The organism is Campylobacter concisus (assembly GCF_015230015.1).
In the GTDB taxonomy this organism is placed as follows: domain Bacteria; phylum Campylobacterota; class Campylobacteria; order Campylobacterales; family Campylobacteraceae; genus Campylobacter_A; species Campylobacter_A concisus_AF.
Genome location: NZ_JAAKZC010000004.1, coordinates 114,484 through 135,998, shown reverse-complemented (window position 1 = coordinate 135,998; position 21,515 = coordinate 114,484). Strand labels below are relative to the sequence as shown.

The following is a 21,515-nucleotide window of genomic DNA, read 5'->3' as shown; positions in this document are numbered from 1 at the left end:
GTAGTATATATAGATATTTCCATTACTAAAATGTGCAATTACATAACTATTTGTAAAGGCACCAACCTTTTCTAGTTTTCCATTGAAGTTGCTTATCTTGTTGTAGCTTTGCTTTAGACTATATAAAAATGCCTTTTTTAACTCTCCAAGGTTTATCAATGCCTTGTTGTTAAAAATTTCTAAACCAGTTATACTATCTTGCACTGGCAGAGTTTTAAAGAGCTCCCCAGTTTTTGTCTCATAAAATTTTATATCTATGTGGTCTCTATATAAAACCATGATATCGCCAAAGTCTTTAAAGAGGATATCGTCGGTGTTAAAAAGGTCGGACTTATTTTTAGACACAATGGTCACTATAGTTTTTAAATCGTCGGTAGTAAAAATGATGCTATCTCCAAAATATATGAGTAAATCTTGGTTTTTTAATCTTGTAAGATCTTTAAATTTGAGATTGCTCACAAATAAGATATTTTTTAAATTCTCGTCAAAAAATGAGGTACCATTTTTATCAGCTACTAACAGAGTATTATTTTTAATCAGTGCTATCTTTTCAAATTTATATTTTATTTCCCATTCGCTGGTTAGTATGGCACTGTTGTCTAAAAGTATATCACCATTACTAAGCTCCTTTACGCAACAGCTTTTAATGCTTAGTGATATAACTTTTATAAGTTTCATACCAAGAGAGTAGATATGAAGAGCTGAGTTATCGTCTTTACATATATTTAATAATATGTATTTATTTTTAAAAAGAGCAACATCTTGTGCTGTTATGAGCAGGCTGTCCTTTTTGTCATATATATTGTAATTATAAAGCGGAATTGGGTAGTCGTCTTCATCATATATATAATCATAAGTAATTCTTTCGATCTTGATATCTTGTTCTAGATAATACTTATAGTTATCTTGCATATCTAGTTCGTATTTTTGTATCATAAAAAAGTCAAATTCTTTGTTTGAATATTGCTTCTTTAAATTTAGATCAACAGAATATACGCCATAGTTTTTTCTGTCATATAGTAGCAGATCGCCATTCTCTAGCTCTTTCTCAAATATTAACTCCTTTGGTGTATTGACATTTTGTCCATCATTCGTAATAGTCGTAATAATCTCTATATCATCATAATCAACAGTTTTAAATGTTTTATTTAAGAGATTACCATTTTGTAGTTCATAGTAACTTTTGGATCTTGTCCTTAGATCTGCTAGAAATTTGAAATCTTTAGAAAAAATACACTGGTTACCTCCAGACTTTGTAACCAAAAAATTCCCATTTGATAGTCTTTTAGCATTTTCCCAGTCAAAAACTGCTAATAGTCCAGTCCTGGTAAAATTTGCGGGGATACTGCTAGACTTAAGCCAGCAGAAATTTGCTTTACCAGCTTTTAATAGCTTTTTAGCGGATATAGTTAGTTGTGAGTCTTCACCATCTGCATATGCTAGTTGAAACAACACAATGTGTGATTTAAAATAGTTCGTATTATCATTGAAAAGATAGTCTTTTTCTCGGTAGAAGCTTTTTTGAGCTAAAAATTTATCTTCATCTAGGTTATCTAAAATCTCTCTGAAATCTTTAAATTTATAATGGTCATATATGCTTCCGATAAGTTCTATATCGTTTAGATATTTTTCAAATTTCTTAGAATTTGAGTAGTATAAGTGGTGAAATAGCTCGCTTAGAGCTCTTGGCGAATAGTATCTTTTATCCCATAGTTCTTCTTTTTTCTCAAAGCTGCAAAAGTACTCTGCCAGTTTCAGATGTGTTTCTTGTTTGTATTTTTCATATCTTTTGGAGATAGTCTCTATAAACTGCCTATGAAAAAAGTTTATGAGTAGTTTATCGTCTTTATAAACAAGAGCTAAAAATGGTTCAAGTAGGCTGGATAAGCTCGCCCAAAGAGATATAGGGAATGATATATTTTTAGACAAAGAGACATTTTTTATAAAAAAGACTTTGTTGTAAAATTTTTTGTCGCTTTTTATCTCTTTTGATAGTAGGTCAAGTAGCTCGTTCTCGCTAATGCCGTATTTGCTAAAGGCTATGTAGCTCAAGACCTTTTGCATAAGAAGCTCTTCTTGATGGTATAAATTTTCAAGGTTATCTATAAATTCATTTATAGCGCTAGGTATATCGTCCGCGATATCTATTTTGTCGTTTGAGCTTATATTTTTTAGCTCTTGTGAGATGATAAATGCATACAAAGGAGAGCAGTTTGCACTTTTAAATTTCTTTTCTACCTCGTTTATTTGATCTCTTGTCAGCGTCCTTTTATGTTTGCTAAGGAAATTTTTAAATAGTCCTTTTGCCTCATTACTCAAACTATCATTGTTTAAATTTATGGTATTTTTATCTCCATATTTTTTGATCAAATTTTCAAAATAAATGCTGTCATCTCTAAATTCTTCATCTTTTAATACAGATAAAACGATCTTTATGTTTTTACCAAGTCTTTGCGGTAGCCAAAAGAGTTGATCTGTTGCTTTAAGCTGATCAAGTGCGTCTATAAAAATAACTACATTTTCATCTTTATCGCTTGAGAGTAATTCGCTGATATGCTTGTCAAAATCATATTTACTTAGGTTGTTTAGGGCGTCTTTTTGTGATGAGTCTTCTATCTCGCAGATGAGATCAGTTAATAAATCCCTTTTATAAAAGGATTTGCCATCAGCTCCAACAAATTTATAAAAAATGCGAGCTTTACCAAGGGTTGCTTCTTCTGCCTCTTCGATCGCTTTTTTCATAAGTGTTGTTTTACCCATGCCAGAGCGAGAGTATATGATGAGTGGCGTGTTAGTTTCATCATCTAAATAGTTGGCGATCTTTTTTAGTGATTTTTGCCTGCCTAAAAATGTATCTATCTGCTGTGTTTTAAATATGTTGTGTTCAAAATTTTCTGGAGCATTGCTCAACTCTTTTATGCCTGCGTCTATATTTGCTTTTAGTTTTTTCACTATTTGGGCTATAAATTTAGCTTTAGAGTATATTTTAAATTTATCATCAATCTCTTCGTTAATGATATTGTGTTTGCACTCTTTTGGTATGTTGTTTTCTACACTTTGTCTAAAATTTTCGATATTTTGATTGCGAGGTTGCTTTTGGTTCTTAAACCGCCTAAAGATAGAGATTATGAAATTTTTGTTGCTTTCGTTTTTACATATCTCCTCAAACTCATGGTGCGTAGCAGACATAAAGTATTTTTTCTTTTTATCTTCTGGGAAATTTTCGGATGCTTTTTGCAATATTTGGCGTATTTTTTCTTCAACTTTATACCACTCTTCGTATTTTACAAAAGCTCCGTCTCTACGTTTTAATATATAGCAGCCACGGTCTTTATCTTCACTTAACTGGTTTTTGTCTAGTCGGTACCATTCGTCTAGTAGTTGTTTATCTGAACTCTTTAAATTTTTTCGTATATCATCAAATTCTTTTTTGTCTATTATATAAGGAAGCGGTACCCAGCCATATCTATCGCCAAGCATGATTAGAAAATTTGGATGTGGATATGACGCGCAGTTTCTCACCTCTCTAAGACAGAGCGGTAGAGTTTTTTGATCTAGTTGAGCTTCATTGTTTATGCCCCATCTAAGATCTATGGGCTGAAAGGAAAAGCCTTTACTTTCGCAGTACTCTCGTATCTTAGGGAAAACCTCATTTTGAAGCAGGTCTCTTTCTATTTTAAAGTCCTCAAAAGTAGAAGATATGAATAATCTAAAAGCTTTTTTCATGGCATGTCCTAGGGCATTTTTAAGGCTTAATTATCATCTTTAACCTCTTTTAAAAACTCATCTTCATCAATAACTTCTTTTTCTATAAGAAGTTTTGCTAGTTTGTTTATCTTATCTTCATTTTCTTTGATTAATTGCTCACATCTTGTTTTTTGTTCTTTTAAAATTTCTAAAACTTCGTTGTCTATTTTGTCGTTTAGCTTATCTCCAAAGCTATCAATAGACTCTAAATTTATATATCCTATGTTGCTCATACCATAGTTTTTAACGGCATTATAAGCTAAATTTGTCGCAACTTTTAGGTCGTTGGTTGCGCCAGTGTCTATGCCTTCGTTTTTCTGAAAATAAATTTCTGCTATTCGACCTGCAAAAGAGACGCAAATTTGGTTTTTGATGTCATCAAAGCTTAAATTTTTAACATCCTCTTCTCTGTCAAAGGCTACAAAACCAAAAGCCTTGCCTCTTGGCTCAACCGTTATTTGTTCTATTTTTACATGCGGCATTAATATATGTGAGATGATGGCATGACCTGCTTCATGATATGCTGTTTCAGCTTGTATTTGTGCGTAGGTTTTGCCAGTTAGCTTGTCGCCGTATTTTACATTGTTGATATGCTCTAAAATTAGCTCTTCACTAATGCCACCAAGCCCGTTACGCAAAGCTTCTAGGGATGCTTCCCTATATGCTTTTTGTAAATCAGCTCCACTCATCCCTACACTAAATTTTATAAGTTTGCTTTTATTTATACTGCCTATGGTTGGATTTTTAAGCATCTTGTCTATGAAATATTCACGAGCTTCTTTATCTAGCATACCGATATGGATATGTATGTCTATGCGACCAGAGCGTAAAATAGCAGGATCTAGCTTCTCTTTTAAATTTGTAGCAGCGATGATGAAAATATCTGAGCTATCGCTAAAGCCGTTTATTTCAGTTAGAAATTGATTGATTAAAATATCTAACCTGCTGCCGTCTCTTTTGCCTATCGCATCTATCTCATCTATAAAAATAATCGATGGAGCATACTCTCTAGCTCTTTTAAATGCTTTTTTCATAAATTCTATATCAAGGAGTTCGCTTCCTGTAGTGCTTATAAAAGGAAGCTCAGCCTCATTTGCAAATGCTTTTGCAAGCATTGTTTTGCCAGTGCTGGGAGGCCCATAAAGTAATATGCCTTTTGGTGCATCTACATTGAAATTTGCTATTTTTTCTTTGTTTTTTAAAAGAACTGCTATCTCATTTAAGCGTTTTTTAGCTTTCTCATGCCCAGCTATATCATCAAATTTTATACTAGGTATATCGGCCACTATACTTCCTGCCTCGCCCGAAAAATCAACTGATTTTGGGAGTTTGGTTATGTAAGCATTGTGATACTCAATAATTAATGTCTTATTTGTTACTTCGATCTTGCTTAAAAATTTTAATGTTTTATTTTTTCTAAAACAGTCCATAATTAGATCGTCGTTTTGTTTTGGATCGTCTTTTATGATATTTTTTAGAGACTTTATAGCTTCGCTATCTATGATAAATTTGATCTTTTTGATATCTTTTTGGTAGCTTCTCAAAAGATCTGTTATATTATCAAATATCTTTTGGCTAAATTTTGATTTTATGCGTCTTGCATCGATAAATGGCAGATATGTAAGTAAATTTGCTTTTAACAGCAACTCTTCCTCTTTTGGCATTTCTATTTTTAAGTCAAAAGCTTTTTCAAAATTCTTCATATCAGTTTGGAAATTTTCTCTAGCGATATGCAGTAGTGCATTAAAAGTAAGCTTGTTAAACAACACTATCTCGCCTTGAGCAAGTCTAGATAAAAATTCTGGTTTAAAGATAGGCTCTGCTTCACCTCTGCTATAAGCAGTGCTTTTCTCTCTGCTGATAGTTTCTAAAATGATGTCTTGAGCAGAATTTACCTCTAGCGCCATAGTGTTTAGGAAATTTTTATTAGAGTAGAGCTCACTGCCTAAATTTGATGTAAATATAAAAATACATTCACTAAAATCAACAGTCTTTTTAGTAAAATCATCATCTGTTTTACCCCTAGCCATAATGTCTAAAAAGACATTTTGAACATTTGGATGGGCTTTTTCGATCTCGTCAAACACACATATAGACTTAGGGTGTTCTTTTACAAATTTAGTTAGATCGCCTTCTCTTTCATTTTTATAGCCAGCACTTAGTCCAGTAAGGGCAAAATTTTGATTTTTACCTTGGTATGTGCTCATGTTAAAGATTTTAGTAGAATAACCAGTTAAAATTTCCCCTAGTATTTCAGCCAAATAGGTCTTGCCAGTGGCTGGCGGTCCAAGAAAAAAGAAGATAGCTTTTAAAGAATTTGCATTTTTCCTATAATAAAATGTTACGACTTTATCCAGTATCGTCTCTATGGCTTGTTCTTGGGAGTAAATTTTATCTTCTAGTTCTTTTTTTATTTTGTTAATAAAAGAGAAGCACCCTTGATTTGTATGCCACGCTTTTTCTTGTGATTCGCTCTTATCTATCTTTTTAAGATTGCTAATATTTGTGTTAAAGCCATATCCATTTTGTTCAAGAACCCTCTTTATGTTATTTACTTCTTCAGAAAATCTAACAGTGTTATTTTTTGTTGCAATATTAATGGCAAGCTCATCTATTTTAGTGCTATTTTTAGATCTTTTAAGACCAATCGATGCTAAGATTTTTTTAAAATTAGGATCAGTAACTTCAACTGAATTTACCGCTTCTGCTAAATCTTTGGCCTCTATAGTATCTTTGCCTTTTTGTATGGCTATATATTTAGCCGCTAGGAAAATGGTTCTCATTTTTTTTTGATTCTGTCTATTTTTTGTTTAAACTCGAATATCTCTTTACAATAGATGGAGTTTTCATCTTGCAAGATTTTGTCATCTTCAAAAGCTGAAACTATCATATCGTAAGCTCTCATAACTGTCTCTACATCATCACTTTTGTAGTTATGAGGTTTTTTACCATCTTCAACTATATATTTAGAAGCTTCTTCATCATCATTTTTACCATCTTCAACTATATATTTAGAAGCTTCTTCTAGCTCATCCCAGCCGATCAAAAGAGCATGCTCTTTTTTATTGTCATCTTTTCTACGAGGATAGTTTTGTCCTTCTGGTTTTGGTATAGTAGTCCAGCCATTTAAGATATAAAAAGCATTCCAGCGATGTTTTTCTATTTTGGCTAATTTTTCTATATCATCAAGGCTTATATACGTTGCTAAAGTCTTAGCCCCCTCTATATTATCCCATAAATTTATTTTTTTTATGTCAGAAACTTTTTGGCCGTTAAGCTCAAGATCAAACCATCTATTTCGAGCTTTTTCCTTTGCTTCATCATACTCTAAAAATCTGTTTTCGCTCAATAGCTTGTTTATCGCTTTTAGTTTTATCGGCAAGTGTTCAACTTGCATTCTATTTGAGTCTTGTAAAAAAGGTGACAGACTGCCCCAATTTGTCTCATAATTATGAAGATCATTATATCGTTGATTTGCTCTTATGGCCATTTTGTCGTATATCTCATTTACAACGACATCGTAAGAGCAAATTTGAGAGAAGTTGCCAAAAGGTATAATGTCTATTTTGTTTTTATCACCTATCTTGATATCATTTGCAATGCCTTTTATGCCATCATGTTTATCTATAAATATAAAAAACTGTTTTTTTTCTAAATGGGCTGATTGATTTTTTATTATCCTAGCTATATCAGTAAGGCTTGCTTGAACGTTAGTTTTACAAAAAATGATTTGAGTAAAATTTTTTATTCCATCTTTGTTAAACAACTCTCCATCATCTTTAAAGTCTATATTCCAATTGATTATACCACCTGCCTTTAAGCTAATAGGATATAGTTTTAAAAACTCGGCTCTCTTTTTTTCGTGGTTATTATCAAAGATCGTTACGTTTAGTGGTTTGCCGTTAAAAAAATGACCTAAGGCCAAAGCGCGGTATAGCACAGATAGCCCTGCTGCATCAAAGCCTACTATGGCAAGATTTACACTACCATTATCTATTGTATCTACATTCTCACCTAGAGGGTGTTTCATAAATAATGTTTGTGCCGCATTGTCATAAATACTAAATGCTCTTATATTAATCATACTTGATGATAAATGTATGTATATATTTTTTTCATTATCTGGATCATTTTTATCTGCTTCAGGAATAATTTTAGTGATAGTGTCCAGAATTTCTGAACTTGATTTATCTTTTCTGGTTTTTATGCTTAGCGATACTTTGTCGTTTTCTTTTGATTTTAAATGTATGTATATATTTTTTTCATTATCTGGAAGATTTTTATCTGCTTCAGGAATAATTTTAGTGATAGTGTCCAGAATTTCTGAACTTGATTTATCTTTTCTGGTTTTTATGCTTAGCGATACTTTGTCGTTTTCTTTTTATTTTATGTGTTGGAATATTTCGTTGTTTTTATTTGGATCATTTTTATCTGCTTCAGGAATAATTTTAGTGATAGTGTCCAGAATTTCTGAACTTGATTTATCTTTTCTGGTTTTTATGCTTAGCGATACTTTGTCGTTTTCTTTTTCTTTTATGCTTTGCAATATTTCGTAGTTTTCTTTTGATTCTAAGTGTATGTATATATTTTTTTCATTATCTGGATCGTTTTTATCTGCTTCAGGAATAACTTTAGTGATAGCGTCCAGAATTTCTAAATTTGATATATCTTTACCAGTCATAAGGATGATTTTTTCAGCTTTTGTTATATTAAGCTTATTTAACACATCTTTATCGATAGCGTTGCCAGATATGGCATATCCACCAAGTGTGCATATACTATTTAAATTATCATTTGTAGGATTTATATCCACGACCAATAGCTTTTTATCTTGATGTTTGTTTAAAATATCTTTAGCCAAGGCATATCCCATATCCCCAGCACCACATATCACGATATGATTTTTTGCAAAAAATTTTAAAAAACACCATGTTCGAAGCTTTTTGCCAAGTAGCTTAATAAAAACACTGCAATAAAAAAATAGAGTAAAGACTATAGCTATATAGAGTGAGCATTTGCTGACAATGTTAGTTGCTTTAAAATCATAGTTTCCAAGCAATAGAGCTAGTGTTTGGTAAGCTGATTTTAGGAAGCCAGAAAAGAAGCCATTTTCAACGGAGTGTCCAAAAAAAGAGAAAAAGACAGTTAAGATGCCACATATCAGCATCGTTGTATCATTTAAGTTGCTATATATAAAACTACGATAATACCTTTTTAAATCAAACTTCATTGTGCTCTCCAAAAAATAATTTTTATAGTGTAAAATTTAAAATCACGAAAATTATAATGGGCTATTATACTTTATATTTACAGGTTGTATGGTTAAAATGAATATAGTATTTTTAATAAAACTAAGTATTGACGTGAAATATTTGTTTTTAGGCTACATATCTAATTTATCCAATATTTAGTAGCCTCTTTATATAAAATCTCTATTTCGTTTTCATCCAACCAAATAAATCTAGTATCCTTTTTTAGCTCAATTGGCTCTTGCGCAGTATCTTTTGCGTTTATTATATATATTTTTATCTCTTTCGTTTCCTTAAAAATAGCAAATAAAAATAAAAAACTTCGCTCCCAATATCTACTATATTTTTTAGCTTGAAAATTTAAATCCCCATTTGATAGACTATCTATCAAGTCACTTTTATTTTTAAATTCTCGCCATTTTACATCCATCATAAAAGAATTTACTATCTCATTCTTTGTATTAAGTTTTATTACCAATAGATCAGGAGAGCTCATAAATTCTTTAATGCTATCTATAGCATCGCTATCCTCTAAAGATATCGCTCGTTTCACAAAAGAGAGTGAATTTCCAAGTGTATTTTCTATACCAAATCTTTGCACCAAAAGACCATTTCTCTTTAAAAATGTCGCTGCCATTGTCTCTGCGATTCTGCCATTATATTGTTCATATTCTATATTTTCCAGTTCTATATCCTCATCAGTTTTTATGGTTTCATAAGCTGTTTTAAATCCTTTAAAGATATCGCTGTTTATTGTTTCTGCGCTATCTATATCGATCCATTGGGGCATTATAGAGTTGTTTATAAATAAATTAGGCAATTGCTCTTTTTCGCTATACTTTTTAAAAAAAGGCAATGGGTATTTTTTACTTTCAAATATTGGTGGGGTTTTAATAAACAGATAAAAAGTTATTTTTAACTCTTTTTGGCTCCCGTTATTTCTAAGACTATTTGCAAAAGCGCTTTTTTCTCTAAGCAAAACATCATTGTTTTTAACAAAATCAGGCTTTATGAAATTTGCTATATCCCAATATAACTCCCCCTCAAATCCTTTAAAATAAGATATTGTAGCCCAAGATAGAAAGTGCGGTGAGATGATAAGCTCAGTTTTGCCCTTACTGGCCCAAAAACAGTTTTCACATAGATATTTTATAAGTTCATCTTTTAAATTAGGATAGTTCTTGCAAAATTTATCTACCTGCTTATTTTTCTCCCAGTCACCAAGTGAAATTTTATATTTCATCGCTTTAAAGTGTTGAATAGCAAAGGTTTTAATATTTGTCTTGCTTAGATTTAAAGTATTATCTCTAGGTGGGCGCAATTTATTTTTTATATCACTGATAAATTGATTTATATCTTTATCTTTTTTATAAAATATCTGCGTATCTACAAAGAAGTATTCAGTATCTTCTGTTGTTTCACATCCATCTATATTTATAGGAAATATCGGCTTATTGTATTTTAATGCCAGCCCTAACTCTTTTAATACGTGTTTGGATGCGACCGAATTTTTGGACATCACAAACACAATGGCATTTGAATTTCTTATGGCTTTTGGTATCTCTTTGGTATAGTCGGCCCCACTAGATATATCATCGTCACATATCCATATCAGTAGTTTTGATACATTTAGTTTAGTTACTATCTCATTTACTTCATTTTTATCTTCGCTAGAATGTGAAATAAATAGCATTTTTACCTCTTTGTTTGTATTAGTCTTTTAGCTCATTCAATACTTCCATATGCATATTGTTCCAATAGTTAAACTCTGGTTCCAATATGATTTTGGCTTTATTTAAAAGCTCTTTCGATATTTCCTGATCCCCACCTCTTTTTAATGCTTTTGCGATAATTACAATATTTTTAAACGACATATCTATCGCTTCTACAGAAAGATATTGTTCGGGTATGTCTTGTAAGGCTGATAACATATTTGTTATATCGTTTAGGTCTTTGTATCTAACTGCAAGGGTGTTTAGAATTTTTGCATGATCACTCGCCCATTCTTTAGGATCTTCGTTGTATTTATTCTTGGTGATCTCTCTTGCTTTTTCTAATAAAACTTTTTGTGCTTTTATTTGATCCGCTAAATTTGGAGCTTTTATAATATTATGTAGCTGTGTTATATTTGCTACGCACGTATTTGCTGTTTCATCATTTAGCCCATCTGTAGGTAAATTTATTAGCATTTTAAATACATTATTGCCATCTTGTTTAATGGAGTAATTCTTGGCAGCTAAATTTAATATTTCTGCCCAATTGTTTGCCCATTTTTTGTTATCTTTATTATATAAAGGCTCTATAATATCCTTTATCTTCGCCAACAGCACTAGAGCAATATTGATATTGCCTGCATTGGTAAAATTATGTGTAAAAGAAATAATATTGCTATAGGATAGATTTATAAAAACATCATCCATATTTTCCTGTGGAAGCTCTAGTAGTCTATTTACGACATTATTTATATCTTTGAGCTCATAATATAACATAACCAATGTATTTAATATATCTGCATAGTGATTTGAGTATCTATCAGGCAACTTTTCATATAGTGGTTTTATGATAGAGCTTGCTTTTTCTAATACTTTAATGCGTTGATTTAGATTAATATTTTTATTGTTTTTTACAATTTTGACACATATCTCATATAAGATATTTGCCAAATTCTCATCTATATCTTCTATATGTAAGTTGAGGAATAAATCTATTGCACTATCATTTAATTGATCAGGAGTGATATCAAGCAAGGCATATGGTTCTTTGCCAAAAACAATATTCCCACTATTTACTTGCTTGTAGCCTCTAAATTTTTTTAAGAGATCTTTTAGCTCTTTATCGCCTCCAATATAAAGACATACAAAGAGAATATTTGTAAATACCTTTTTATACGTTATTATCCACTGCTCTTTATTACTTCCACTATCGATAGCGGCGAGTGAACTTCTAAGTAACTCTTTTATATCTTCTATTTTATTTTCTTTATCAAATTTAAAATATATGGTAGCGAGGTTATTTGTTATTACAGCCTTACTCCTGGACCATTTTTCACTATCTCTTTTATACAAAATCTCTACAATATAAGATAAAATTTTAAATCTACTTATTAAGTCTTTGCTTGGATTGTTGTGAGATAAATATGTTAATTTTTTATTTCTTTTTCTTAAAGTATAGTCTATATCGTTTTTATTTGCTAGGATTTGACAATATTTATCAATATTTTCATTGTATCTATTTACATAAAATTCAAGTATTGATAAAAATAATACCTGCCACCTACCCTTAGAAGTGTCAAGCAAAACTACTATATCTTCTAAAAAATTTTCAGTCTCTTTTTTTAGTTCATCTTCATAAATTTCATAAATAGCATTTTCAAACTCTCTATGAAAGAAGTATAATACCTCTCTACCATCTATAACACTTCTTTTTAAGAGATCTTTTAATACATACCATAATCTACTCCAATGCACTGTAGGGAAATTTTGTATAGGATTTTTATGCCATTTCCCAGGAGATACTGCTTCTATAAATTTATTATTTCTTTTGTTGTTATTTTTTACTATACAATCAAGTAATTCTAATATCTCATTTTCAGAGAGTCCATTTTGCGATATATAAAGATAACATAGTATCTTTTGAATAAAATCTTTATTATGATGATGTATCGAACCTAGATTTGATATGAATTCCTTTACTACATCCTTATTATTATTTGCTAGATCAACATCTTTTTTGATCACATCATAGCTTCTCCACTCTGCCATTTCCATTGCAGCCATTTTTATAAAAAATGGAGTTTGAGCATTTTTGTATTGTTCTAAGAAATAGTTTGATTGCTCTTGCGTGACCTTTCTATTTTTTTTCTTTAATGTGTTTTCTAAAAGATCTAAGGCTTTTGAGTATTTTTTTAGTTCAATAACCTTGCAATTTCTCTCTTTTATAAATTTGTAAGCACTTGAGTCATCACTGTAATTGTCATCATTTAGCATACTTATAATAAGCTTAACATTAGATGGCAATATCTCTGGTATCCACTCTGGATTATTGTCTGTATTTAGTTGATCTATGGCGTCTACAATAAACACAAAGTTCTCTTCTTTTTGCCCAAGACTATTAATGATCTCTACAGCCTTTTTGCACATATCTTTATATGAAAAGATATCCTCTTTGGAGGATATTCCCTCATCATCTTTTTGGGAGAAACTAATTTTTGCATTTTTTATTATGACATTGCCATCTTCAGTGTCTACATAAGGCATGTTTTCACCTAGTAAATAACTAAGGACATAGTTTAAGTTAGTGGATTTTGGAGTAGTTCCAATAAAAATATAAGAGATTTTCTTTAAATTTTTCTCTGCTTCATCTATGATGTGGGCCATTAGGGCTGACTTTCCACTTCCAGATCTACCAGATATAAAATATGGCTTATTAGAATTTATATCATCTATATAGTCTAGTAGCTCTTTTGTGACCTTATCAAGCTCTGGTGTTGATATAAAATCTTCAAGCTTGTTTGTTTTAAATTTTAAAAAAAGATTCCCATCTTCCTTTTTTTCTTTATCATCATTTCCTTGATCGCTTTTGTTCTCACTTTTAAAAAACTCATCAATTTTTTCTTTTAAAAACTTTTTCAGACATTCTTTAAATTTATCTTTTTCATAATCTAATTCATTTTCATCTACTATTTTTGCATCTAGCTCTAGTAAATTTGATACTTGTTCTCTGATCTTTTCTTTTAGCTTTGCGGCTCTTTCGTGATTGTTTGCTTCATAGAAGCTATTGTTTGTATTACCTTTATCTTTTATATTTCTTATAAAGGCAAAAATATTATCTTTTACATTTTCATCTTTAGAAATACGCTCTAAAAATTCAGCTTCCGTAGCAGAAGTGAAATATTTTGCTATTTGGCTTTCTTTCTTAAGAACTTTAGACGCTTCTTGTAAAATTTCTCTTAATGTATTTTCTGCTTTTTCCCATTCTTCGTATTTAACATATTTGCCTTTACGTTCTTGCAATCTATATGACGCTGGGATTTGATTTTCGTCTAGTCTATACCATTCTTTTAGTAATTTTTTATCTTTTACTTTTGATAATAGTATTTCAAATTCATCTTTTTCTATCATGAAAGGTAGGGGTATCCAACCATACCTATCTCCAGCCAGAAGTATAAAATTTGGTTTAGGATGATTCTTGCAATGTTTGACTTCATCAAGACACACTTCTAGTGTTTTTTGATCTAGCTGTGCTTCTTCGCTTACTCCCCATCTAAGATCAATTGGCTGAAATAAAGCGCCTTTGTCTGCACAGTATTTTTTGATTTCAGGGAAAATTTCTGTTTGTAAAATTTCTCTTTCATCCTTAAAATCAGAAAATGTTGATGAGACAAATACTCTAAAAACCTTTTGCATGATCATCTTCCTAGACTTTATAGTCAATTGTAGCAAAAATAAAGACGATTATATGTTAAAGGTTAGTTTCTATGTGATACAGAAATTTATGCTCTTAGGTCATTTCTAGCTAATTAAAAGAATTTATTATAATATCTTATTTTGTATTTAAGTATATAAATTATATGTGAGTTAAATCTTATAACATTATGATTTTAATGAAATAATGAATTGTAGAAAGTTTTAATTCATAGCCTAACGCCGCACAAGCAGCGTTAGTTTAAATTTTTAATGGCAGCCGCAGCCACAACCACATCCGCCGCTTTGTTTTATCGCGTCAAAAACTGCGTCGTAGTTTGGCTCTTCTGTCACTTCAGGGACGATTTGCTTGTGGATGATGACGCCATCTTTGATGACAAAGACCGCTCTTGCAAGTAGCCCTTTTAGTGCGCCCTCACTCATCAGCATGCCGTAGTTTTGGGCAAATTCGCCGTATCTAAAGTCGCTTCCCACGCGCAAATTTGCTATGCCCTCAGTCGTGCAAAATCTCCCCATCGCAAATGGCAGGTCGTTTGAGATGATGCTAAGTTTTACGCCGTGTTTTCCGGCTACTTTTTCGTTAAATTTACGTGCTTCTGCCGCACAAACGCCAGTATCAAGTGATGGCAGGCAAACAAGCACTTCTATGCCGTTGTTCCCGCCCACGCTAAATTCGCTAAGATCTTGCGCGACCACTCTTGCCTCAGGTGCATAAGAGCCGACAAATAGCTCGTTTCCGCTTAAATTTACATCGCTACCTTTAAATTTTGTAGTTGCCATGTTTTCTCCTTATCTTTTAGCTTTTTTAAACGCTTGATCAAGGTCGGCTATTAGATCATCGACGTTTTCGATGCCGATTGCTAGGCGAAGCAAATTTTGCTTTATGCCGATCTTATCTAGCAGCTCTTTTGGATATGCCTCGTGCGTCATCGTTGCAGGCCTGCAGATAAGGCTCTCTACGCCACCAAGGCTCACTGCTAGATCAAAAATTTCTAGTGATTTTACAAATTTATTTACATCATATTTTTCATCAAGCTCAAATGAGATAAGAGCGCCTATATCGCTTGCTTGAGCTGCTTGCATCTTTGCCTCTTGCTCGCTATATGAGCCAGGGAAATGCACCACGCTAACGGCGTCATTTTTCTCTAAAAATTTTATGATTTTATGGGTATTTTGCGTTTGTCTGTCAAACCTAACGCTAAGTGTTTTAAGCCCACGTATTAGGTAGTATGCGTCCATCGGACTGATGATGCCACCAAGCGTATTTTTGGCAAATTTTATCTTTTCAGCCAAAGCATCATCGTTTAGCGTTACGATACCAGCGATCACATCAGCATGTCCGCCGATATATTTTGTAGCGCTATAGACTACGATATCAGCTCCGTGCTCAAGCACTTTTTGATAGTAAGGCGTCAAAAATGTGTTATCCACGATGACTAGAGCACCCTTTTTGTGAGCGATCTTTGAGACCCTAGCGATATCAGTTACTCTTAAAAGAGGGTTTGACGGAGTTTCGATGAAGATCGCTGCCACGTCGTCGCTTATGTCACCTTCGCTTAAAAAATTTAGATCATCTATAAATTCGCTCTTTATGCCATGGCTTTCAAAAACAGTCGTGACATACCTATAAGTGCCGCCATAGACGTTGCTATTTAGCAGGACCTTTTGCCCTGTTTTTATAAGACTAAGTGCAGCTGCTGTTGCTGCCATGCCTGAGCCAAAGCTAAATGCGTATTTGCTGCCTTCAACCTTAGCAAAGATATCATCAAATGCTTTTTTCGTAGGGTTGTTGCCACGTGAGTAGGCAAATTCTTGAAAATTTTCAAGGTCATCTTGCACGAAGGTGCTAGCTAAAAATACAGGCGGAACGACCGCTTTGTTTGGGTTGTTTTTAGCCTCGATCCCTTTTACGATGAGAGTGTCTAGTTTCATAAATTTCCTTTTTAAAAATTTACGAAATTTTACATGATAAAGATTAATTTTCCCCAAACCCACCCAAAATATAGCCAAACCAGTAAGTGGTAGTAAAAGTGCTTTTTAAATTTGCATTTGTAAGATTGCTAAGACTAAATTTAAGCTTTTGCCTGGTCTTCGCAAGCCGCCAATGTATGGTTTTTTACTCGCTTCTGGCTAAATTTTTACCATAAATTTTACTCTACTAGATCAACCGCCCAGTTTGCCTCTTGAAGCTTCATCTCAAGCTCTCTGATCTCTTTTGAAAGCGCATCCACTTGCTTTTGAAGTGCGGCAACATCGACTGTGCTTAAAATTTTGATCTCGCTGTTTGAGTAAAGATCCACTTTTTGACTAGCACTTGTGGCAAACTCCCTAAGCACGTTTGCTTTTAGCACCAAGGCGTCCTTTTTAGCGATCATCTCAGTTAGGCTCATGCCATCAAATTTGGCGCTTGAGTTTGTCAAATTTATAGAGCAAATGAGCGTAAAAAGCTCTTTTGTTAGCTTATCAAGCTCTTTTAAAAGAAGCTTTGGGTCTTCGCTAGGTTTTTCATTTTCCTGCGTTTTTGCGTTGCTAAGTAGTCTGACTTTTAGCTGTTCGATGCGCTTTTGCGTGTCAGCCCTTAGTATGAGAGCCTGAGCTAGTTTCATCACATTTCCTTTTTTGGTATTAAGTTTTAAACTATCTTAGTATCTTTTGGGTTATAATTGATTTAAAATTTTATTTAAGGAAAAGCTATGAAGTACGATTTTGACACATTAGTAAGCAGAGAAGGCACTAACTCATCAAAATGGCGTATGAAGAATGATGTTTTGCCGATGTGGGTTGCAGATATGGACTTTAAGGCTGCACCTGAGATATTAAACGTCTTGCAAAAGCGCCTTGATAACGGCGTCTTTGGCTACTCTTTCATCCCAAAAGAGTGGAACGAGGCGATAAGGAGCTGGTGGCAAAGACGTCACAATGTGAGCTTAGAAAACGAGTGGATGTGCTTTTGCACTGGCGTCATACCGGCCATCTCAACTGCCATTAGGAGATTTAGCAGTCCAGGAGATCAAATTTTAGTGCAAGCGCCTGTCTATCACGTCTTTTTTAACTGTATAAAAAACAACGGACGTGAAATTTTATCAAACGACCTTGTTTATAAAAATGGCTCTTACGAGATCGACTTTGACGACCTAGAGGCGAAGCTAGCTCAGCCGCTAACTACTATGATGCTTCTTTGCAACCCACACAATCCAATAGGCAAAATTTGGGACAAAGAGACGCTTAAAAAGATAGGCGAGCTTTGCTACAAGCACGATGTTTTGGTTATCAGCGATGAAATTCACTGCGACATAACTGATCCAGGGCTAAACTACGTGCCATTTATCAGCGTGAGTGAGGAGTGCAAAAACAACTCGATCACGTGCATCTCGCCTACAAAGGCCTTTAACATAGCTGGCCTTCAAAGCTCAGCCGTCGTCACGCCAAATGAAAAGATCAGAGCAAGACTAAATGCTGCTATCAATTACGATGAGGTTGGCGAGGCAAATACCTTTGCGATCATTGCCGCAATAGCCGCTTTTAACGAGGGCGAGGCGTGGCTTGATGAGCTTAGAGAGTATCTTTTTGAAAACAAAAAGGTCGTCGCAAACTTCATAAAAGAGCAAGGCTTACCAGTGAAGCTCTTGCCATCAAGTGCGACTTATCTTTTGTGGCTTGACTGCAGTGCGTTTTGCGAGGATTCGAGTGAGTTCATGAATTTCTTGCGTGATAAAGCTGGACTTTGGCTAAATGACGGCAACGCTTACAGAGGAGATAGATTTTTCCTTCGTATGAATATCGCAACGCAGCGTGAGAGGGTGCTTGAAGGGCTAAAACGCTTGCAAAATGGTATAAATTTATACACTTCAAAGATATAAATTTTGGCTGGGTGGCTTTGGAATTTAAGCCGCCTTTGCTTTATGCAAAAAGCTACTTGGGATATTTTAGAGTAGCAGATATTGCCTCCACTTTTAAAAATTTTGCTGATAAATTTAAGGTTGGATAGCCTACGTTGGTTCTTTGATAGCTTTAAATTTAAGCAGGAAGTTATTTGGTCGTAATAGGGCAGGTGGTAAAGCCAGTTTTGCTATTTTTGATATCTCTCCAGCATGCGCTAGTGCATTAAAAGAGTGTCTTGGTCGTGCTTGGGAGTTGTTTTAAAGTTTTAAGTAGTTTTGGATCATAAATTTAGTAGTTTAAATTTGAAAGAGAGAAATTTAAGAGCGAGGTAGTCGCACTGATCTTGACGCATAAAATTTAAAAAAGTTGCCAGTCAAAATAGGGCGGTCACTAAAACAAGTATTTTGCACCTTTTAAAGCAGTAAATATAGTGCAAGTTAATTGCCAAATTTAGCAACTCAAATTTGAAAAAATAGTGAGATATCTCGCGCTAGCGTTAAATTTAAAAGAAGTCATTTTTGTTAAAACAAGAATTTGAGCCGTTTAAAATTGTATTATCTTTCAAAAAAAGTGATTTTGCTGATAAATTTGAATAAAAGCAGAAATTTAAAGGCGGGAAGTCCCGCCAGATATTATTTATGTAGTTCTTTTGTGTAAAATTCAACTGAGCCAAGACCCTCTTTTAGCGCCCACTCGTAAGCTTTGCTTACAAATTCCCAGTTTATATTCTCATAAAATGTCTCTAGGTATTTTGGACGAGCGTTGAAGTTGTCGATGTAGTAAGCGTGCTCCCAAACGTCAACGACTAAAAGTGGCACTTTGCCATCGCTCACTGGAGTTTTTGCGTTGCTAGTTTGCACGATCTCTAGCTTTTTGCTACTTGGATCAAATACAAGCCACGCCCAGCCTGAGCCAAAAAGTGTTGTAGCTGCTTTTAAAAACTCCTCTTTAAAGTTTGCGAAATTTGCTTCGATCGCAGCTTTTAGCTCGCTTGACATCTCGCTTTTTTTAGCGATGCAGTCCCAGTAAAAGTCGTGGTTATAAACTTGAGCGACGTTGTTGTAAAGGCCGCCTTCGCTATTTTTTAGAATTTCATAAAATGATGCGTTGGCAAATTTTGTATCTTTTATGAGATTGTTTAAATTTGCAACATAGGTTGCGTGGTGCTTGCCGTAGTGGTATTCACAGGTCTTAGCACTAACTACTGCATTGGCATTTGCGTCAAACGGAAGTTTTCTTAGTTCAAACATAATAATTCCTTAATGATAAAATTTGTTATTTCGCATTATAGCCACAAAAGATAAACGAATGAAAATCTTTTAAATTTAACCCCAAAATATAGGCTAAATTTAAGCTAGCTAAATTTGCAATTCTTGCTTGCTTTTAAATTTAGAGCAAAACGGCCACTAGACTTGGATAAGTAAATTTAAAATTTGATAAAAGCAAAAATAAAATAAATTTAGTGTGTAAAAATGTAACAAATATTCCCTAAAAGCTTATCGCTGAAAATTTTATAAAAATTTATAAAATAAAATTTGACTTTTCAAGAGCTTTTTGTTACTAAACTACACATATAAAAATAAATAATTGTGCATTTACGAAACAAAATTTCCAAATTTTCATTTTTGAAATTTATAATGCACCTAACAAAACCATTACAAAGGATAAAAGATGAAATTCTTACAAGCTTTACTTTTTACATGTGCCATCAGTGGCTTAGCATTTGGTGCTGACAAAGTATATACAATCAAATTTGCTCACGTCGTTGCGGCTTCTACGCCAAAGGGCAAGGCGGCTGACTTTTTTGCTAAGCGTGCTGAGGAGCTAAGTGGGGGCAAGATAAAAGTTCAAGTTTTCCCATCAGCTCAGCTACTTGATGATGATAGGGTTTTTGGTGCGCTAAAGCTTGGCAATGTCCAAATGGCAGCTCCTAGTTTTTCTAAATTTACACCTATCGTGCCGCAGTTTCAGCTATTTGACCTGCCTTTCATCTTTAAAGATGCAGACCATCTTCACAAGGTTCAAGATGGCGAGGTCGGCGAGGAGCTAAAAGGCCTTGTGACTAAGAAGGGCTTTGTGGCGCTTGATTATTGGGATGCTGGATTTAAGCACTTTAGCTCGAGCAAAAAGCCAGTTCTTGTGCCAGAAGATGCAAAAGGACAAAAATTTAGGATCCAAAGCTCAAAAGTGCTAGAAGAGCAGATCAAAGTAGTTGGCGGCAACCCGCAAGTATTGCCATTTTCAGAGGTTTATTCTGCGCTTCAACAAGGCGTAGTTGATGCTACTGAAAACCCACTATCAAATTTCTATAACTCGAAATTTCACGAGGTTCAAGGCTCGCTTACACTTTCAAGTCACGGATATTTGGGCTATCTAGTCGTTATGAGCGATAAATTCTGGAACAAACTACCAGACGATCTAAAGGCAAATGTAAAACAAGCTCTAAGCGAAGCAACAGCTTACGAGAGAGAAGAGACAGCAAAAGAGGACGCTCACGTCATAGCTGAACTTGAAAAATATATCGCTGCTAGCAAAAAACTAGAAATTTTCAAGATCGACGACGCTCAAAAGGCTGAGTGGGAGAAGGCTATGCAGACTATCTATCCTAAATTTTACGACGTCATCGGCAAAGAGCTAATCGAAAAAACTCTTGGGACGAAATGATGAAAAAAATATTTGACGTCCTTGATGTTGTGATAGTTTCGTTAAACAAAACTATCGCCGTAACTGGGCTCGCATCTGGTACGTTGCTAGCCTTTGCCAACGTCATGGCCAGATACTTTTTTGATAAAAGCTGGTCGTGGGCGAGCGAGCTATCAAACTACTTATTCATTTGGTCGGCGTTTTTTGCCGCAGCATATGGCTTTAACAAGGGCATTCACGTGAGCGTAACTATCTTGGTGGAGAAATTTCCACCAGCGCTCGCGAAGGCGTGCCTACTTTTTTCGCACATTTTAACAACGGTCTTTTTGATATTTATCGCAGTTTATTCGGTTGATTATCTTAAAATTTTGCACGAGATCGAGCAGATGATCATAGACCTTGGCATACCTCAATGGGTCCCTATGCTAGTGCTTCCAATAGCCTTCGTCACAGCTAGCTACCGCTCAGCTGAAAAGGCTATCAAAGTAGCGCTAACGCCTGCAGCACAAGTCGTGAGCAACGAAGCGCACGAGCTAGCTCATGGTAGCGTAGTCAAAGACTAAGGAGAAAA

At 33.9% G+C, this 21,515-nt stretch carries 13 protein-coding genes; 3 read left to right on the top strand and 10 right to left on the bottom strand.

Annotated features, from left to right (window positions below; translation table 11 throughout):
- The 9 genes from G6W42_RS03700 to G6W42_RS03660 all read right to left on the bottom strand — a co-directional run.
- Positions 1–3,726, bottom strand: a 3,726-nt coding sequence (locus G6W42_RS03700) for an ATP-binding protein (protein ID WP_194172994.1), incomplete at its 3' end; no start/stop codon positions are given.
- Between the two features lie 26 nt (positions 3,727–3,752).
- Positions 3,753–6,530: an AAA family ATPase gene (locus G6W42_RS03695; RefSeq protein ID WP_194172993.1), complete on the bottom strand. Its 2,778-nt coding sequence runs from the start codon at positions 6,528–6,530 to the stop codon at positions 3,753–3,755.
- Positions 6,527–7,777, bottom strand: a complete 1,251-nt coding sequence (locus G6W42_RS03690) for a hypothetical protein (RefSeq protein ID WP_194172992.1) — start codon at positions 7,775–7,777, stop codon at positions 6,527–6,529. The genes G6W42_RS03695 and G6W42_RS03690 overlap by 4 nt, the downstream gene beginning before the upstream one ends.
- Positions 7,778–8,128: 351 nt before the next feature.
- Positions 8,129–8,977: an NAD-binding protein gene (locus G6W42_RS03685; RefSeq protein WP_194172991.1), complete on the bottom strand. Its 849-nt coding sequence runs from the start codon at positions 8,975–8,977 to the stop codon at positions 8,129–8,131.
- A 161-nt stretch (positions 8,978–9,138) separates the two neighbouring features.
- Positions 9,139–10,689, bottom strand: a complete 1,551-nt coding sequence (locus tag G6W42_RS03680; RefSeq protein WP_194172990.1) for a toll/interleukin-1 receptor domain-containing protein — start codon at positions 10,687–10,689, stop codon at positions 9,139–9,141.
- Positions 10,690–10,708: 19 nt separating this feature from the next.
- Entirely contained in the window at positions 10,709–14,401 is a 3,693-nt protein-coding gene (locus G6W42_RS03675; protein WP_194172989.1) for a DUF4062 domain-containing protein, read from the bottom strand.
- A gap of 267 nt (positions 14,402–14,668) precedes the next feature.
- Positions 14,669–15,199 (bottom strand): thiol peroxidase, encoded by a 531-nt coding sequence (gene tpx, locus G6W42_RS03670; RefSeq protein ID WP_194172988.1) that lies wholly within the window; start codon positions 15,197–15,199, stop codon positions 14,669–14,671.
- A gap of 9 nt (positions 15,200–15,208) precedes the next feature.
- Positions 15,209–16,351, bottom strand: coding sequence for a trans-sulfuration enzyme family protein (locus tag G6W42_RS03665; protein ID WP_194172987.1), 1,143 nt, complete (start codon positions 16,349–16,351; stop codon positions 15,209–15,211).
- A 218-nt stretch (positions 16,352–16,569) separates the two neighbouring features.
- A complete protein-coding gene (locus tag G6W42_RS03660) occupies positions 16,570–17,025 on the bottom strand; it encodes a DIP1984 family protein (RefSeq protein WP_194172986.1) in 456 nt (151 codons plus the stop codon).
- An 87-nt stretch (positions 17,026–17,112) separates the two neighbouring features.
- Between G6W42_RS03660 and G6W42_RS03655 the strand changes: the two genes are divergently transcribed.
- A complete protein-coding gene (locus tag G6W42_RS03655; RefSeq protein WP_194172985.1) occupies positions 17,113–18,279 on the top strand; it encodes a MalY/PatB family protein in 1,167 nt (388 codons plus the stop codon).
- A gap of 654 nt (positions 18,280–18,933) precedes the next feature.
- Here the strand turns inward: G6W42_RS03655 and sodB are convergent.
- Complete coding sequence (sodB, locus tag G6W42_RS03650) at positions 18,934–19,551, bottom strand: superoxide dismutase [Fe] (protein WP_194172984.1); 618 nt, start codon at positions 19,549–19,551, stop codon at positions 18,934–18,936.
- Between the two features lie 421 nt (positions 19,552–19,972).
- On the opposite strand from sodB, the gene G6W42_RS03645 reads away from it, so the two are divergent.
- Both G6W42_RS03645 and G6W42_RS03640 read left to right on the top strand, forming a co-directional pair.
- Entirely contained in the window at positions 19,973–20,965 is a 993-nt protein-coding gene (locus G6W42_RS03645) for a DctP family TRAP transporter solute-binding subunit (RefSeq protein ID WP_194172983.1), read from the top strand.
- Complete coding sequence (locus tag G6W42_RS03640) at positions 20,965–21,507, top strand: TRAP transporter small permease (protein WP_194172982.1); 543 nt, start codon at positions 20,965–20,967, stop codon at positions 21,505–21,507. The genes G6W42_RS03645 and G6W42_RS03640 overlap by 1 nt, the downstream gene beginning before the upstream one ends.
- Positions 21,508–21,515: the final 8 nt, after the last annotated feature.

Bases quoted from the DNA above. Each gene is read 5' to 3' on its own strand.
- G6W42_RS03695 (WP_194172993.1), bottom strand. From the start codon at position 6,530: ATGAGAACCATTTTCCTAGCGGCTAAATATATAGCCATACAAAAAGGC.
- G6W42_RS03690 (WP_194172992.1), bottom strand. From the start codon at position 7,777: ATGAAACACCCTCTAGGTGAGAATGTAGATACAATAGATAATGGTAGT.
- G6W42_RS03685 (WP_194172991.1), bottom strand. From the start codon at position 8,977: ATGAAGTTTGATTTAAAAAGGTATTATCGTAGTTTTATATATAGCAAC.
- G6W42_RS03680 (WP_194172990.1), bottom strand. From the start codon at position 10,689: ATGCTATTTATTTCACATTCTAGCGAAGATAAAAATGAAGTAAATGAG.
- G6W42_RS03675 (WP_194172989.1), bottom strand. From the start codon at position 14,401: ATGCAAAAGGTTTTTAGAGTATTTGTCTCATCAACATTTTCTGATTTT.
- tpx (WP_194172988.1), bottom strand. From the start codon at position 15,199: ATGGCAACTACAAAATTTAAAGGTAGCGATGTAAATTTAAGCGGAAAC.
- G6W42_RS03665 (WP_194172987.1), bottom strand. From the start codon at position 16,351: ATGAAACTAGACACTCTCATCGTAAAAGGGATCGAGGCTAAAAACAAC.
- G6W42_RS03660 (WP_194172986.1), bottom strand. From the start codon at position 17,025: ATGAAACTAGCTCAGGCTCTCATACTAAGGGCTGACACGCAAAAGCGC.
- G6W42_RS03655 (WP_194172985.1), top strand. From the start codon at position 17,113: ATGAAGTACGATTTTGACACATTAGTAAGCAGAGAAGGCACTAACTCA.
- sodB (WP_194172984.1), bottom strand. From the start codon at position 19,551: ATGTTTGAACTAAGAAAACTTCCGTTTGACGCAAATGCCAATGCAGTA.
- G6W42_RS03645 (WP_194172983.1), top strand. From the start codon at position 19,973: ATGAAATTCTTACAAGCTTTACTTTTTACATGTGCCATCAGTGGCTTA.
- G6W42_RS03640 (WP_194172982.1), top strand. From the start codon at position 20,965: ATGAAAAAAATATTTGACGTCCTTGATGTTGTGATAGTTTCGTTAAAC.